General features: G+C 74.7%; 1 protein-coding gene. It reads left to right on the top strand.

What is annotated here, in order from left to right:
- The first annotated feature begins 123 nt into the window (after positions 1-123).
- Complete coding sequence (locus FXF65_RS45085) at positions 124-18,765, top strand: type I polyketide synthase (protein WP_246198376.1); 18,642 nt, start codon at positions 124-126, stop codon at positions 18,763-18,765.
- The last annotated feature ends 21 nt before the right edge of the window (positions 18,766-18,786 follow it).

Here is an 18,786-nt window from a genome sequence, read left to right as displayed (position 1 = left end):
CATCTCTGAAGCACGGATAAGGCTGAGCTAAGTTCGCCCGGCCAAGTACCGGATTAGCGCTGCTTAAGGGGTATTTCGGAGAGTGTTCGATGCTGCCGCATCGGAAGAGAGAAGCCACGCACGATGACTGTCACGCTCGATCACCCGGACGGCACGATCGCCATCGTCGGGATGTCCTGCCGGTTCCCCGGCGCGGCCGGGCCGGACGCCTACTGGGCCCTGCTCCGGGACGGCGTCGACGCCGTCACGGCGCCGCCGCCCGGCCGCCGCGGCCTGCCCGGCGGCGGCCCCGACCGCGCCGGGTTCCTCGACGGCGTCGAGATGTTCGACCCGGCCTTCTTCGGCGTCTCGCCGCGCGAGGCGGAGGTCATGGACCCGCAGCAGCGGCTCATGCTGGAGCTGGCGTGGGAGGCGCTGGAGGACGCCGCGATCGTCCCCGGCGACCTGGCGGGCAGCGCCACCGGCGTGTTCGCGGGCGCGATCGGCGACGACTACAGCGTCCTGCTGTCCCGGCTCGGGCGCCAGGGCGTCACGCAGCACACCATGACCGGCACGAACCGCGGCATCATCGCGAACCGCGTGTCGTACACGCTCGGCCTGCACGGGCCGAGCCTCACGGTCGACGCGGCGCAGGCGTCCGCGCTGGTCGCGGTGCACATGGCGTGCGAGAGCCTGCGCACCGGCGAGTCGGCGCTGGCGCTCGCGGGCGGCGTGAACCTGATCGCCGGGCCGGACAGCACCCGCCGCGCCGCGCGGTTCGGCGGGCTGTCCCCGGACGGCCGCTGCTTCACCTTCGACGCCCGCGCCAACGGCTACGTGCGCGGCGAGGGCGGCGGGTGCCTCGTCCTGAAGCCCCTCGCGCGGGCGCTCGCGGACGGCGACACCGTGCACGGCGTGATCCGCGGCAGCGCGGTCAACAACGACGGCGCGACGGACGGGCTGACCGTGCCGAGCGTGTCCGCGCAGGCGGAGGTGCTGCGGCGGGCGTGCGCGCGGGCGGCGGTGGACCCGGCGGACATCCAGTACGTGGAGCTGCACGGCACCGGCACCCCGGTCGGCGACCCGATCGAGGCGGCGGCGCTCGGCGCCGCGTACGGCGGGTCGCGCGCGGCGGCGCTCGCGGTCGGGTCGGCGAAGACGAACGTCGGGCATCTGGAGGGCGCGTCCGGGATCGCCGGGCTCATCAAGGCCGTGCTGAGCGTCGCGCGCCGCGAGCTGCCGCCGAGCCTGAACTACGAGCGTCCCAACCCGGAGATCGACCTCGACGCGCTCAACCTGCGCGTCCAGGACGAGCTGGGCACGTGGCCCGACCCGTCCGTCCCGCTGGTGGCGGGGGTCAGCTCGTTCGGGATGGGCGGGACGAACTGCCACGTCGTCCTGGGCGAACCTCCCCACGCGGAGCCCCCGGAGGCCAGCGAGTCGGACGGGCCGACGCCCTGGGTGCTGTCGGCCCGGTCGGCGGCGGCGCTGCGGCGGCAGGCCGAGCGGCTGCACGCGCATGTCGCCGCGCACCCCGAGCTGTCCCCGGCGGACGTGGGCTGGTCGCTCGCCACCACCCGCACCGCGTTCCGGCACCGGGCCGTCTTCGTCGAGAGCGACCGCGCCGGGTTCCTCGGCGCGCTGGAGGGCTTCGCCGACACGGGCGACGCGCCCGGGGCCGTCCAGGGCACGGCCCACGACGACCCCGGCGGGCCGGTCTTCGTCTTCCCCGGCCAGGGGTCGCAGTGGGCCGGGATGGGCGTGCAGCTGCTGGAGTCGTCCGAGGTGTTCCGGCGGGAGATGGACGCCTGCGCCGCGGCGCTGGCCCCGCACGTCGACTGGTCGCTGCTCGACGTGCTGCGCGGCGTCCCCGGCGCGCCGTCGCTGGACCGGGTGGACGTCGTCCAGCCCGTGCTGTTCTCGATCATGGTGTCGCTGGCCGGGCTGTGGCGGTCGCTCGGCGTCGAGCCGGCGGCGGTCGTCGGCCACTCGCAGGGCGAGATCGCGGCGGCGTGCGTCGCGGGCGCGCTGTCGCTGGACGACGCCGCCCGCGTGATCGCGCTGCGCAGCCGGGCGCTGGTGACGCTGAGCGGGCGGGGCGGCATGGCGTCCGTCCCGCTGCCCGCCGGGACGGTCGAGTCCCGCCTCGCCGCCTGGGACGGCCGCCTCACCGTCGCCGCGGTCAACGGCCCCGGCTCGACGGTCGTCTCCGGCGAGGACGCTGCGATCGGCGAACTGGTCGACGTCCTGCAAGGCGAGGGCGTCCGGGCGCGCCGGATCCCGGTCGACTACGCCTCGCACTCCCCGCACATGGAGGACATCCGCGACGACCTGGTCTCGGCGCTGTCCGGGATCGAGGCGCGGTCGTCGGACGTCGCGTTCTACTCGACCGTGACCGGCGAGCCGATCGACACGGCCCGGCTGGACGCGGAGTACTGGTTCGCGAACGGCCGCCGGACCGTCCGGTTCGAGTCCGCCGCCCGCGCCCTGATCGACGCGGGGCACCGGGTGTTCGTCGAGGTCAGCCCGCATCCGGTGCTGACGCTCGGGCTCCAGGAGACGTTCGAGGACGCGGGCGGCGCCGGGGCCGCGTGCGTCGCGGTCGGGACAATCCAGCGCAACGAGGGCTCCGAGCGCAGGGTGCTGGAGTCGGCGGCGCGGCTGCACGTCGCCGGGCTGTCGCCGTCCTGGCCCGCCGTGTTCGCCGGGCGCGGGGCGAAGCGGGTGGCGCTGCCCACGTACGCGTTCGAGCGGGAGCGCCACTGGCCGGACGACGCTGGCGCCGACTCCGGTGCGGGCGCGTCCCCGGCGGAGCGGCGGTTCTGGTCGGCGGTGGAGGAGGGCGACCTCGACGCCCTGACCGGCGAGCTCGAGGTCGGCGGCGACGAGCCGCTGCGGGACGTGATCCCCGCGATGGCGGAATGGGCACGGCGGCGGCATCGGGAGAGCGTGCTCGGCCCGTGGCGCCATCGCGTCCGGTGGACGCCCGTCTCCGGGCCGCCCGCGGAGGTGGCGCTGTCGGGACGGTGGCTGCTGGCCGCCCCGCCCGGTTCGGCCCCGGCGATAGAGCGGGCGCTCACCTCGCATGGCGCGGAGGTCGTCTTCGATGCCGACGGGCCGCTCGCCGGAGTGCTGTCGCTGGACGACGCCGCCTTGCCCGAGACGGTCGGCGAGGACGTTCCCGTGTGGACGACCGTGCCCGGCGGGCGCGGCAGGCTGATCGTCCTCCCCGAGGCGCTGGACGAGCGCGACGCGTCCGCGCTGTGCGCGGTGCTCGCGGGCCTGGCGGGCGGCGACGTCGCGGCCGTGCGGGACGGCGAGGTGCTCGTGCCCCGGCTGGACGCCGCCCCGCGCGAGGCCGCGTCCGACGCGGACGCCGGAGCGCTGGTGCGCGGCGGCACCGTCCTGGTGACGCCGGGCGCGTGGAGCGAGGAGATCGCGCGGTGGCTGACGGGGCGCGGCGCGGCGGACGTCGTCGTCGCCGAACCGTCCGAGGGCTGGGGGCTGGACGTCCCCGGCGTGTCGGCCGTCGTGGCCGTGGGCGGCGCGGCTCCCGGCGAGGCCGCCGCGACCGCCGCGCACCTGGACGCGCTGGTGCGGCCGCACCGCGACCGCGGCGCGGCGGGCGCGGCCGTCGTCGTCGACCCGGCGCTGGACGTGAGCGCGGAACTCGTCGCCGCGGCCGTCTGGCAGGCGCTCGGCGAAGGGGAATCGGCCCTCGTCCTGACCGAACCGCCGGACACCCCCGCCCGCGAGGACGAAACCCCGGCGGAGGACGCTGCCTTCGCGGCGCGGCTGCGCGGGCGGCGTCCGGCCGAGCGCGAGCAGGCCCTCCGCGAGCTGGTGCGCACGCAGGCGGCGGTCGTCCTCGGACATGTCACGCCGGACGTGGTGGAGACCGACCGGTCCTTCAAGGAACTGGGCTTCGACTCGCTGATGGCGGTCGAGCTGCGCAACCGGCTGGCGTCCGCGACCGGCCTCACGCTGCCCCGGACGCTGGTCTTCAACCGGCCCACGCCCGCCGAGCTCGCCGGGCACCTGCTGACCGAGCTGACCGGCGAGCCGGAGGAGCCCGGGACCGCCGTCCGGGCCGCCCCGGTGGACGGCGACGAGCCGATCGCGATCGTCGGAATGGCGTGCCGGTATCCGGGCGACGTCCAGACGCCCGAGGACCTGTGGCGCCTGGTCGACACCGGGACGGACGCCATCTCCGGCTTCCCGACCGACCGGGGCTGGAACCTGGAGCGGCTCTACGACCCCGACCCCGAGCACGCCGGGACGACCTACACCAGGCACGGCGGATTCCTCACCGGCGCCGCCGAATTCGACGCCTCGTTCTTCGGCATCAGCCCCCGCGAAGCCCTGGCCATCGACCCGCAGCAGCGGCTCCTCCTCGAAACGGCGTGGGAGGCGCTCGAACGCGCCGGGATCGACGAGTCCGCCATTCGCGGCAGCGCCACGGGCGTGTTCGTCGGCGCGATGACCCAGGACTACGGGCCCCGGCTGCACGAGCCCGCGCAGGGGCTCGACGGCTACCTGCTCACCGGCGGGACGGCGAGCGTCGCGTCCGGGCGCATCGCCTACACGTTCGGGCTGGAGGGCCCGGCCGTGACCGTGGACACCGCGTGCTCGTCGTCCCTGGTCGCCCTCCACCTGGCCGCGCAGGCGCTGCGGCAGGGGGAGTGCACGGTCGCGCTCGCCGGTGGCGTGGCCGTCATGGCGACCCCTGGGATGTTCATCGAATTCAGCCGCCAGCGCGGACTGTCGGCGGACGGGCGCTGCAAGTCGTTCGGCGCCTCGGCGGACGGGACGGGCTGGAGCGAGGGCGCCGGAATGCTCGTCCTGGAACGGCTGTCGGACGCCGAGGCCAACGGGCACCCCGTCCTCGCCGTCATCCGCGGATCCGCCATCAACCAGGACGGCGCCAGCAACGGCCTCACCGCGCCCAACGGCCCGTCGCAGGAACGGCTCATCCGGCAGGCCCTCGCCAATGCCGGACTCCGGCCCGACGACGTCGACGCCGTCGAGGCCCACGGCACGGGAACGACGCTCGGCGACCCGATCGAAGCGCAGGCACTGCTCTCCGCCTACGGGCGGGAACGGCCCGCCGACCGGCCGTTGCGCCTTGGGTCGATCAAGTCGAACATCGGCCACGCCCAGGCGGCGGCCGGAGTCGCCGGGGTCATCAAGATGGTCGAGGCGATGCGGCACGGCGTGCTGCCGAAGACGCTCCACGCCGACGAGCCGTCGCCGCACGTGGAGTGGGAGTCCGGGTCGGTCAGCCTGCTCACCGAGCGGACGGAATGGGCGGCGGACGAGCGCCCGCGCCGGTCTGCCGTCTCCTCGTTCGGGATCAGCGGGACGAACGCCCACGTCATTCTCGAACAGGCGCCCGCCGCCGAGTCTTCGACCGATGACGACGACGGCGACCCGCTGCCGTGGCTTCTGTCGGCCAAGTCCGAACCGGCATTGCGCGAGCACGCCGCGCGGCTCCACGCCTACGCGCGGGAGAACTCCGACCTCGATCTCAATGGTGCCGCCCATGCGCTCACCACGCGGACGCATTTCCAGCACCGCGCCGCGATCCAGGCCGCCGACCGCGCCGAACTGCTCGCGGCACTGGACGACCTGGCGAACGGAACGCCGTCGTCGAACGCGGTTCAGAACCTCGCCGCGTCCGATCCCAAGGTCGTCTTCGTCTTTCCCGGGCAGGGCAGTCAATGGCCCGCGATGGCCACCGAACTACTACAGACCTCGCCCGCGTTCGCCGAGCACGTCCAGGCGTGCCACGACGCGCTGGCACCCCACACGACCTGGTCGCTCATCGACCTGCTCACGCATCCCGACCCCGAGGCGCTCAACCACGTCGACATCGTCCAACCCGCGCTGTTCGCCGTGATGACCAGCCTCGCCCACCATTACCGGGCGACGTATGGGATCGTCCCGCACGCGGTCATCGGGCACTCCCAGGGAGAAATCGCCGCCGCCTACACGGCAGGCGCCCTCACGCTCCCCCACGCGGCGAAAGTCATCGCTCAACGCAGCCAAGCACTCACCACTCTCCAGAACACCGGCACGATGGCGTCGATCCCGTTGCCGCACGACCAGATCCCCGCTCAACGTGATCTGCATATCGCCGCCGTCAACGGGCCCAACACCACCATCGTCTCCGGGCCCACGGAGGTGCTTGAGGAACTGGTCGCGGGCTACAACGAGCAGAACGTCCAGGCGCGGCTCATCCCCGTCAACTATGCGTCGCACTCCGCGTACATCGACTCCATTCGGGAACGGCTGCTCACCACGATCGAGGACATCTCCCCGAGAACGTCGGAGATCCCGTTCCACTCGACGGTGCTGGCCGAGGAGTTCGACACCGAGGGCCTCGACCCGGATTACTGGTATCGCAACGCGCGGCACACCGTCCGCTTCCAGGAGACGATCCACAACCTCCTCAACACCGGACACACGCTCTTCATCGAAAGCAGCCCACACCCCGTCCTGACCACCGCCATCCAGGACACCATCGACGCCACCGACCACAACGCCCACGCCATCGGCACACTCCGCCGCGCCAAACCAACCACCCACCAATTCACCCGCGCCATCGCCACCGCCTACACCCACGGACTCCACCCCACCTGGCCCACCACCCCAGCCACCGCACACGACCTCCCCACCTACCCCTTCCAGCGCGAGCGGTACTGGCTGCATGGTTCCGGGACGGCGGACGTGTCCACGGCCGGGCTCGAACCGACCGAGCATCCGCTGCTCGGCGCGACGGTCGACGTCGCCGAAGGCGGGCAGGTCGTCCTGACGGGCCGGGTCTCGCTGAGCGAGCATCCGTGGCTCGCGGACCACGCGGTGCTCGGGACCGTCCTGCTGCCGGGGACGGCGTTCGTCGAGCTCGCCCTCCACGCCGGACGCGTCGCGGGCCACGGCTCGCTCGACGACCTGACCCTGGAATCCCCCCTGGTCGTCCCGGCCAAGGAGGCGGTCGACCTCCAGGTCGTGGTGTCCGCGCCGGACGACTCCGGGCGCCGGCCCGTCTCCGTCCACTCGCGCCGCGACCGCACCGCGCCGTGGACCCGGCACGCCGTCGGAGCCCTCGCGGAACCCGGCGGCGCCGACCCGCAGAGCCTGCCCGGAGATCCGCCCGCCGACGCGGAGGCCGTCGACGTCGACGCCCTCTACGAGAAGCTCGCCGAAGACGGCTACGAGTACGGGCCCGCGTTCCAGGGCCTGCACGCCGCGTGGCGGCGCGGCGGCGGCGAGGTGTTCGCCGAGATCCGCCTGCCCGAGGAGGCGGGCGGCCGGTCGTTCGGCCTGCATCCCGCGCTCCTCGACGCGACGCTGCACACGCTCGGCCTGACCGGGCTCCTCGGCCGGGACGACCAGGGCCGCATCCGGCTCCCGTTCTCCTGGACGGGCGTCACCCTGCACGCACGGGGCGCGTCCGAGCTGCGGGCCCGCGTCCGTCCCGCCGGACAGGACGCGGTGACGGTGACGATCACCGACGCGGACGGCGCGCCGGTCGCCCACGTGGAGCGGCTCACCACCTACGCGACCCCGGCCGCCGCGCTGACCTCCACCGGCGACGGCATGTACGCGGTCGGCTGGACCGCGCTCCCCGAAACCGCCACCGAAACCGCCGCCGAGATCGACGGCGAGTTCGTCTTCGTCGGGGACGACGCGCCCGAGGGCATCACGTCCTACGGCGACTTCGCGGCGCTGCGCGAGAGCGGGGACGCGCCCGCGATCGTGCTCGTCGCGCCGCCGGAGGACGGCGGCGACCCGGTCGAGGCGGCGCATTCGGCGACCCGCGCCGCGCTCGACCTGCTCCAGGCCCCGCCCATCGGCGACGAGCGCCTCGTGTTCCTGACGCGCGGCGCGGTCGCGGTCCGGGACGAGGACCCGCACGGCCTGGCGCACGCGCCGGTGTGGGGGCTCGTCCGCGCGGCGCAGACGGAGAGCCCGGACCGGTTCGTGTTGCTCGACCTGGACGGGCCGCCCGCCGAACTGCCGGTCGCCGCGCTGCGGAAGGCGCTGGCCGAGGACGAGCCGCAGCTCGCGGTGCGCGACGGGGTCGTCCACGTGCCGCGGCTCGGCCCGGCCGGTCCGCCCGGCGGGCGTCCCGCGCTCGGGCCCGGCGACAGCGTCCTGATCACGGGCGGCACCGGCACCCTCGGCGGCCTGATCGCGCGCCGTCTCGTGACCGGGCACGGCGTCCGGCGGCTGGTGCTCATCGGCCGCCGCGGGCCCGCCGCCGCGGGCGCCGCCGAGCTGTCGGACGAGCTGCGCGGCCTGGGCGCCGACGTCACGATCGTCGCCTGCGACGCCGCCGACCGCGGCGACCTGGCCCGGGTCCTCGCGGAGTACCCGGTCACGGCCGTCGTCCACGCCGCCGGGGTGCTCGACGACGCGACCGTGGGCGCGCTGACCGCCGAGCGGGTGGACGCCGTCCTGCGTCCCAAGGTCGACGCCGCGTGGAACCTGCACGAGCTGACCCGCGACCGGGAACTGAGCGCGTTCGTGCTGTTCTCGTCCGCGGCCGGGGTGCTCGGAAGCGCGGGGCAGGGCAACTACGCCGCCGCGAACGCCTACCTCGACGCCCTCGCCCACCACCGGGCCGCGCTGGGGCTGCCCGCGACGTCGCTCGCGTGGGGGCTGTGGGAGGCGGCGAGCGGGATGACCGGCGCGATGTCCGGCGCGGACGTCGCCCGCATCGGCCGTCTCGGGCTCACCCCGCTCGCCACCGACGACGCGCTCGACCTCTTCGACCAGGCGCTGTCCGCCGACCGGCCGCTGCTGGTGCCCGCGCGGCTCGACGTCGCGGCGGTCCGGAGCCGGGCCCGGCACGGCGCGCCGCCGCCGATGCTGCGCGGCCTCGTCCGGGCCCCGCGTCCCACCGGCCGGACGGGCGGCGGCGCGGCGTGGCGGCGGCGCCTTGCCGGGATGTCCGAGGAGGACCGGGAGCGGGCGCTGCTCGACCTCGTCCGGACGCAGGTGTCCGTCGTCCTCGGGCACGCGACGGCCGGGACCGTCGACGCCGACCGCACGTTCAAGGAGCTGGGCTTCGACTCCCTGACGGCCGTGGACCTGCGGAACCGGCTGAACTCCGCGACCGGCCTGCGGCTGCCGGCGACGCTGGTCTTCGACCATCCGACCGCGACCGGCCTCGCCCGCCACCTCGCGGACGAACTGCTCGACCGCGCCGCCGCCGCCACCGCCGCCCCGCTCACGGTCGCGGCGGTGGACGACGACGAACCGATCGCGATCGTCGGAATGGCGTGCCGCTATCCCGGCGGCGTCCAGACACCGGAGGACCTGTGGCGCCTGGTCGCCACGGAAACGGACGCCATCGCCGACTTCCCGACCGATCGCGGCTGGAATCTCGAACAGCTCTACGACCCAGACCCCGAGCACGCCGGGACGACCTACACCAGGCACGGCGGATTCCTCACCGGCGCCGCCGAATTCGACGCCTCGTTCTTCGGCATCAGCCCGCGCGAAGCCCTGGCCATCGACCCGCAGCAGCGGCTCCTCCTCGAAACGGCGTGGGAAGCGCTCGAACGCGCCGGGATCAGCGAGCCGTCCGTGCGCGGCAGCGCCACCGGCGTGTTCACCGGAGTCATGTACGGCGACTATCGGACGCGTTTCCTGAAGGCCCCGGACGGTTTCGAGGGATATCTCGGCACCGGCAGTTACGGCAGCGTGGCGTCCGGGCGCATCGCGTACACGTTCGGGCTGGAAGGCCCGGCCGTGACGGTGGACACCGCGTGCTCGTCGTCCCTGGTCGCCCTGCACCTGGCCGCGCAGGCGCTGCGGCAGAGCGAATGCGACCTGGCGCTGGCGGGCGGCGTGGCGGTGATGGCCACGCCCGACACCTTCATCGAATTCAGCCGCCAGCGCGGACTTTCCGCCGACGGGCGCTGCAAGTCGTTCGCCGCGTCGGCGGACGGGACTGGCTGGAGCGAAGGCGCCGGAATGCTCGTCCTGGAACGGCTCTCCGACGCACGGGCGAAGGGGCATCCGGTTCTGGCGATCGTCCGCGGGTCCGCCATCAACCAGGACGGCGCGAGCAACGGCCTCACCGCGCCCAACGGCCCGTCGCAGCAACGGCTCATCCGGCAGGCCCTCGCCAATGCCGGACTCCGGCCCGACGACATCGACGCCGTCGAAGCCCACGGCACGGGAACGACGCTCGGCGACCCCATCGAGGCGCAGGCGCTCCAGGCCGTCTACGGGCAGGACCGGCCCGCCGGGCAGCCGCTGCGGCTCGGCTCCATCAAATCCAACATCGGCCACACGCAGGCGGCGGCGGGCGTCGCCGGGATCATCAAAATGGTCCAGGCGATTCAGCACGCCCGGCTCCCCCGGACACTCCACGTCGACTCGCCCACCCCCCATGTCGACTGGTCGTCGGGCGCGATAACGCTGCTCGCCGAAAGCGAGGAATGGCCGGAGACCGAGCGTCCGCGCCGCGCCGCCGTGTCGTCCTTCGGGATCAGCGGGACGAACGCCCACGTCATTCTCGAACAGCCGCCCACGGCCGAGTCTTCGACCGAGGACGACGGCGACCCGCTGCCCTGGCTTCTGTCGGCCAAGACCGAACCGGCATTGCGGCGGCACGCCGCGCGCCTTCACGCCTACACCCGAGAGAATCCCGAACTCGATCTCAACGGCGCCGCTCGCGCGCTCACCACGCGGACGCATTTCCAGCACCGCGCCGCGATCCACGCCGCCGACCGGAGCGAACTGCTCGCCGCGCTCAACGACCTGGCGAACGGGACGCCCTCGTCCGAGGCGTTCTACAGCACCGCTCCGGCGCAGCCGAAAGTGGTGTTCGTATTCCCCGGGCAGGGCAGCCAATGGCCCGCGATGGCCACCGAACTACTACAGACCTCGCCCGCGTTCGCCGAGCACGTCCAGGCGTGCCACGACGCGCTGGCACCCCACACCACCTGGTCGCTCATCGACCTGCTCACGCATCCCGACCCCGAGGCGCTCAACCACGTCGACATCGTCCAACCCGCGCTGTTCGCCGTGATGACCAGCCTCGCCCACCATTACCGGGCGACGTATGGGATCGTCCCGCACGCCGTCATCGGGCACTCCCAGGGAGAAATCGCCGCCGCCTACACGGCAGGCGCCCTCACCCTCCCCCACGCGGCAGAGGTCATCGCGAAACGCAGCCGAGCGCTCACCACTCTCCAGAACACCGGCACGATGGCGTCGATCCCCGTTCCGCCGGACCGGATCCCGCGCCACCCCGACCTGCATGTCGCCGCCACGAACGGGCCCAGCACCACCATCGTCTCCGGGCCGGTGAACCTTCTGGAAAGGCTGGTCGGCGACTACAACGACCAGAACATCCAGGCGCGACTCATCCCCGTCAACTACGCGTCGCATTCGCCGAACATCGAGACCATCAAGGCCGAGCTGATCGGGACGATCTCCGATATCGAACCGCAGGCGGCGAGCGTCCCGTTCTATTCCACCGTCACCACGTTCAAGCACGACGGTGAAGGGCTCGACCCGGATTACTGGTATCGCAACGCGCGGCACACCGTCCGCTTCCAGGAGACGATCCACAACCTCCTCAACACCGGACACACACTCTTCATCGAAAGCAGCCCACACCCCGTCCTGACCACCGCCATCCAGGACACCATCGACGCCACCGACCACAACGCCCACGCCATCGGCACACTCCGCCGCGCCAAACCAACCACCCACCAATTCACCCGCGCCATCGCCACCGCCTACACCCACGGACTCCACCCCACCTGGCCCACCACCCCAGCCACCGCACACGACCTCCCCACCTACCCCTTCCAGCGCGACCACTACTGGCTCGACGCGCCCAGCGGCGCGACCGACGCGACCGCGCTCGGCCTCGGCGGGGCGGGCCATCCGCTGCTCGGCGCGGTCGTCGACGCGCCCGAGGACGGCGACCTCGTCCTGACCGGCCTGCTGTCGCTCCAGGCGCAGCCGTGGCTCGCCGACCACGCGCTGAACGGGACCGTCCTGCTGCCGGGGACGGCGTTCGCCGAACTCGCGATCGCCGCCGGGGAACGCGCCGGATGCCGCCGGATCGAGGAGCTGACGCTGGAGTCGCCGCTGATCGTCCCGGAGCAGGGCGGCGTGCGGCTCCGGGTCACGGTCGGCCCGCCGGACGAGACGGGCCGCCGCCGCGTCGCCGTGCACTCGCGTCCCGACGACGAGCCGTGGACGCGCCACGCCGTCGGACACCTCACCCCCGACGACGCTCCCGCCGAACAGGCCCCGGCCGAGTGGCCGCCACCCGGCGCGACGCCCGTCCCGCTCGACGGCCCCTACCTCACCCTCACCGAGCAGGGCTACGGCTACGGCCCCGCCTTCCAAGGGCTCCGGTCGGTCTGGAAGCGGGACGGCGAGGTCTTCGCCGAGGTGCGCCTCCCGGAGGAGGCGGACGCGGACCCGTCCGGGTTCGGCGTCCACCCGGCGCTGCTGGACGCCGCGCTGCACCCGGTCATGCTCGGCGCGCTCGGCGCCCGCGAGTCCCGGCTGCTGCCGTTCTCCTGGTCCGGGGTGTCGTTCCACGCGGCGGGCGCGGCCGCGCTCCGCGTGACGCTGACCGCGATCGGCGCGGACGGCGTCGGCCTGACCGCGACGACCGAGTCCGGCGCGCCGGTCGCGTCCGTGCGGTCGCTGACGCTGCGCCCGGCCGACCCGGAACGCCTCCGGCAGGGCGCCCGGCACCGGACGCTCTACCAGGTGAACTGGGAGAAGACCGCGCCCCCGACCGCCACGCCGGCCGGGACCCGGGCAGCGATCGGCGCGCCCGTCCCCGGCGCGCGCTCCTACTCCGGTACCGACGCCATCGAGGACGTCCCGGACACCCTGTTCCTCTCCCCGCCTCCCGCCGCCGACGTTCACACCGCGCTGGCCGACCTGCTGACCTTCACCCAAGAGTGGCTGGCCGACGAGAGGTTCGCCGACACCCACCTGGTCGTCGTGACGCGCGACGCGATGGCCGTCCGCGAAGAGGACGCCGTCGGCGACCTGACGCACGCCGCCGTCTGGGGCCTGTTCCGCTCGGCCCAGTCCGAGCACCCCGGCCGCTTCACCCTCCTCGACACGGACGCCGACCTGGACGACCCGGACGCGCTGGCCGCCGCCCTCGCCACCGGCGAGCCGCAGCTCGCCCTGCGCGGCGACGGCGCGTACATCCCCCGGCTGGGCCGCGTCGCGCCCGAGCCGGGACCCGCGCCCGACCCGGACGGCACCGTCCTCGTCACGGGCGCGACCGGGGCGCTCGGCGGGCTGGTCGCGCGGCACCTGGTCACCGAGCACGGCGTCCGCCGCCTCCTGCTGGTCAGCCGCCGCGGCCCGGCCGCCGAAGGCGCGGCCGAACTCGTCGCGGACCTCACCGGGCTGGGCGCGGACGTCACCCTGGAGCCCTGCGACGTCGCCGACCGCGGCGCGCTCGCCGCGCTCCTCGCCCGGGTCCCGGCGGAGCACCCGCTGACCGCCGTGATCCACACGGCGGGAGTGCTCGCGGACGGGGTGCTCGAAGCGCTCACCGCCGACCAGCTCGGCGAGGTGCTCCGTCCCAAGGCCGACGCCGCGCTCGCGCTGCACGACCTGACCCGCGACCTGGACCTGTCGGCGTTCGTCCTGTTCTCGTCCATGGCCGGGCTGATGGGGACGGCGGGCCAGGCCAACTACGCCGCCGCCAACGCCTTCCTCGACGGGCTCGCCGCACAGCGCCGCTCCGAAGGGCTGGCCGCGTGCTCGGTGGCGTGGGGCTGGTGGGAGGACGACGGCGGCATGATCCGCGACCTCGGCGACCGCGACCTGCGGCGGATGCGGCGCGCCGGACTCGCCCCGATGTCCGCCGACCATGGGCTGGCCCTATTCGACGCCGTGTGGACGGGCGCCCGTCCACACGTGGCGGCGGCGAGGCTGGACGCGTCGCACGTCCGGGCCGGGCGCGAGCAGATCCCGCCGCTGCTGCGCGGGCTGGTGCGCCCGGCGGTGCCGCGCGCCGACGAGGCGGCGGGCGGCGCGGACGCGCTGCGCGGGCGCCTCGCCGCGCTGCCGCCGAAGGAGCGCGCCGCCGCGCTGGTCGACCTGGTGCAGGCGAACGTCGCGACCGTCCTCGGGCACGCGACGTCCGGTTCCGTCGAGCCGGACCGGGCCTTCAAGGAACTGGGCTTCGACTCGCTGACCTCGGTCGAGCTGCGCAACCGGCTCAACGACGCGACCGGGCTGCGGCTGCCCGCCACGCTCGTCTTCGACCACCCGAACCCCGGCGCGCTCGCCGCGTTCCTCGAAGACCGGCTGCTCGGCCGGGACGACGACGCGCACCGGCCCGTGCGGGCGGCGGCGTCCGCCGACGAGCCGATCGCGATCGTCGCGATGGCCTGCCGCTACCCCGGCGGCGTGCGCGGCCCGCGCGACCTGTGGAAGCTCGTCGCCGAAGGGGACGACGCGATCACCGGCTTCCCCGAGACGCGCGGCTGGAACGTCGAGGACCTCTACGACCCGGACCCGGACGCCCCCGGCAAGCTGTACGCGCGCGGCGGCGGCTTCCTCCACGACGCGGACGAGTTCGACGCCGACTTCTTCGGCGTCTCCCCGCGCGAGGCCCTCGCCACCGACCCGCAGCAGCGCCTCCTGCTGGAGACCGCCTGGGAGGCGATGGAGCGGGCCGGGATCGTGCCCGCGACGCTGCGCGGCACCCGCACCGGCGCGTTCGTCGGCGTCATGTACAACGACTACGCCTCGCGGCTGCACCGGGCGCCGGACGGCCTCGAAGGCTATCTGAGCACGGGCAGCGCGGGCAGCGTCGCGTCCGGGCGGCTGGCGTTCACGTTCGGGCTCGAAGGCCCGGCGGTCAGCGTCGACACGGCGTGCTCGTCGTCGCTGGTGGCACTGCACCTGGCCGTCCAGTCGCTGCGCAACGGCGAGTGCGACCGCGCGCTCGCGGGCGGTGTCACGGTCATGTCCACGACGGACACGTTCGTGGAGTTCAGCCGCCAGCGCGGCCTGTCCCCGGACGGCCGGTGCAAGTCGTTCGCGGCGTCCGCGGACGGCACCGGGTGGGGCGAGGGCGTCGGCCTCGTCATCGTCGAGCGGCTGTCGGACGCCGTCGCCGCGGGCCGCCCCGTGCTCGCGGTGATCAAGGGCTCGGCGGTCAACCAGGACGGCGCCAGCAACGGGCTGACCGCGCCGAACGGACCCTCGCAGCAGCGCGTCATCCGCGCCGCGCTCGCCGACGCCGGGCTCGGCCCGGCCGACGTCGACGCCGTCGAGGGGCACGGGACGGGCACCGTCCTCGGCGACCCGATCGAGGCGCAGGCCCTGCTCGCGACCTACGGCCGGGAGCGCCCGGCGGACCGTCCGCTGTGGCTCGGCTCGATCAAGTCGAACATCGGGCACGCCCAGGCCGCCGCCGGGATCGCCGGGGTCATCAAGATGGTCGAGGCGCTCCGCCACCGGACGCTGCCGAAGACCCTGCACGCGGACGAGCCGTCCCCGCACGTCGACTGGACGAGCGGCGCGGTCGGCCTGCTCACCGACACGATCCCCTGGCCGGACGCGGAGCGGCCCCGGCACGCGGCGGTCTCCTCGTTCGGGATCAGCGGCACCAACGCGCACCTGATCCTCGCCGAAGCACCGGAGGCGGACGCCGCCGAGGCACCCGTCGACGGGCCGCTGCCGGTGGTGCTGTCGGCGAAGACCGAGCCGGCGCTCCGCGAGCAGGCGGCGCGGCTGGGCGAGTTCGTCCGGGAGAACCCCGGCGCGGACCTGGCCGAGATCGCCTACACCCTCACCGTCGGACGCAGCACCTTCGACCACACCGCGACGTTCACGGCCGCCGACACGGGCGGACTGCTCCGCGCCCTGGACGCCTTCGCGTCCGGAGCCACCACGCCCGACGCGCCCGATGAGGTCCCCGAGGACTGGCACGGGGCGCTCAGCGCCCGCACCCACCACAACGCCGACGTCCCGACCTACCCGTTCGAGCACCGGCGCTACTGGATCCAGCCGCCCCCGCCCGCCGGGGACCTCGGCCGGGCCGGGCTCGCCGCGACCCGCCACCCGTTCCTCGCCGCCGTGATCGAGCTGCCGGACGACAGGGGCCACCTGTTCACCGGGCAGGTCTCGCTCGACGCCCACCCGTGGCTCGCCGACCACCGCGTGCACGACACCGTCGTGCTGCCGGGCGCCGCGTACGCGGACCTCGTCCTGCACGCCGCCCACCACCTCGGCTGCGACACGATTGACGAGCTGGTGCTGCACGCGCCGCTGGTGCTTTCCGGCGACGGCGCCGTCCAGGTCCGGATCGTCACGAACCCGTCCGGGACGGACGGACGCCACGACTTCACCGTCCATTCGCGGCCCGCCGACCGGCCGGGCGAGCGGGACGGCTGGACCCGCAACGCGGCGGGCGTCCTGCGCACCGCCGACGAGAACGAGCAGGGCGGGCCGGGCACGGCGCCGCCGCCGGACGCCGCGCCGCTCGACCCGGACGACGCCTACGACCGCCTCGCCGCGCTCGGCCTCCCCTACGGCCCCGCCTTCCAGGGCCTCGCCGCCCTGTGGGAGCACGGCGACGACCTGTACGCCGAGGTCAGGCTGCCCGAGGACGTCCCGGACGCGGCAGCGTTCGCGGTCCATCCCGCGCTGCTGGACGCCGCGCTGCACCCGTTCGCGCAGCGCGGCGACGCGCTCGCGCTGCCGTTCGCGTGGGCGGGCGTCACGCTGTCCGCGACGGGCGCGACGGCGCTGCGGGTGCGGATCACCCCGACCGGGCCGGACTCGCTGGAACTGGCCGCGACGGACGAGAACGGGCTGCCGGTCGTGTCCGTCCAGTCGCTGAGCACGCGCCCGGCCGGAGACGAGCTGTTCGCGCAGGCGTCGCGTCTGGGCGGAGACTCGCTGTTCGAGCCGGTCTGGAAGCCCGTCCCCGCACCGGACGCGGCACCGGACGGCGACCTCACGATCCTCACCCCCGGCCAGCTGGACGTCTCCGAACTCCGCGGCTCGATCGCCGCCGGGAACCCGGCGCCCGAGTTCGTGGTCACGTCCTGGCGGTCGGACGGCGGCGACTCCGCCGCGGACGCGCACACGCTCACCCGCGCGATGCTCGCCCTCCTCCAAAACTGGCTGGCCGACGACGCGTTCGCCGACACGCGGCTGGTCGTGCTCACGCACGGCGCGGTGTCCGCGGACGGCGGCGAGGCCGTCCGCGACCTGCCCGCCGCCGCGCTGTGGGGACTGCTCCGCAGCGCCCAGGCGGAGCAGCCCGAACGCGTGCAGATCATCGACGTAGACGACACGTCCGGCGAGGCGGCGATCAGGGCCGCCGTCGCGAGCGGCGAACCACAGGTCGCACTGCGGGACGGGGCTCCGCGCGTCCCGCGCCTGGTCCCGGCGGCGGCGGACGGTCCGGCGCCCGCGCTCGACCCGGACGGCACCGTCCTCATCACCGGCGGCACCGGGACGCTCGGCACGCTCGTCGCCCGCCACCTCGTCGAACGGCACGGCGTCCGGCGCCTGCTGCTCGTCAGCCGCCGGGGCCCGGACGCCGCGGGCGCGCACGCCTTGGACGACCTCGACGCCCACGTCACCGTCGCCGCCTGCGACACCGCCGACCGGGACGCGCTCGCCGGCCTGCTCGGCCGCGTCCCGGCCGAGCACCCGCTCACCGCCGTGGTGCACGCGGCCGGGCTCCTCGACGACGGCGTCCTGGCCTCGCTCACCCCCGAGCGGCTCGACGCCGTCCTGCGCCCGAAGGTCGACGCGGCCTGGAACCTGCACGAGCTCACCGGCGACCTGGACGCCTTCGTGTTGTTCTCGTCCGCCGCCGGGACGCTCGGCAACGCCGGCCAGGGCAACTACGCCGCCGCCAACGCCTACCTCGACGCGCTCGCCCGGCACCGCCGCGACCGCGGCCTGCCCGGCGTCGCGCTGCCGTGGGGGCTGTGGGCGACCGACAGCGGCATGACCGGCGGGCTCGACGCGGCCGACCGCTCCCGCCTCAACCGGAACGGGATCCTGCCGCTGCCCACCGAGGACGCCCTGCGCCTGCTCGACCGGGCGCTCGCCGCCGGGGCGCCGCCGGTGCTCGTCCCGCTGAACCTGGACCGGGCGGCGCTGCGCGCACGCGCCGAGGACGGGACGCTCCCGCCGCTGCTCGGCGACCTCGTCCGCGCCCCGGCGCGGCGCGCGGGGAAGGCGGCGCCGCAGCTCACCGCGCGGCTCGCCGGGATGTCCGGCACCGAGCGGCGCGCGGTCCTGCTGGACCTCGTCAGGTCGCAGGCCGCGGCCGTCCTCGGGCACGGCGGGCACGCGGCGGTGGACGCCGACCGGGGCTTCATGGACCTCGGCTTCGATTCGCTCACCGCCGTCGAGCTGCGCAACCGGCTGAAGCGGGCGGTCGGGCTGCGGCTGCCGACCACGCTCCTGTTCGACTACCCGACGCCCGACACGCTGGCCGACTACCTCCGCGACCGGCTCGGCACGAGCGGGGACGCGCGGCCGTCCGTCCTCGCGGAGCTCGACCGGCTGGAGGGCTCGCTCGCGACGCTCTCCCCCGACCTGCGCGACGAGCTGGCCGGCCGGCTGACCGGCCTGCTGACCCGGCTGACCGGGGCGGCCGAGCCCGCGAGCGAGCTGGCCGGACGGCTCAGCACCGCGTCCGACGACGAGATGTTCAGCCTCATCGACGAGACGCTCAACGTTCCGGGCAACGGCGGTGGCACCGGGGCGAACGGCGAACAAGGGGCGCTTTAGCCCCGCGTCCCACGATTGATC

Origin of the sequence: Actinomadura syzygii (assembly GCF_008085905.1) — a bacterium.
Taxonomy (GTDB): domain Bacteria; phylum Actinomycetota; class Actinomycetes; order Streptosporangiales; family Streptosporangiaceae; genus Spirillospora; species Spirillospora syzygii.
This window is presented reverse-complemented; position numbering and strand designations above follow the sequence as displayed.

Excerpts from the sequence above, each read along its gene's own strand:
- FXF65_RS45085 (WP_246198376.1), top strand. The coding sequence starts at position 124 with ATGACTGTCACGCTCGATCACCCGGACGGCACGATCGCCATCGTCGGG.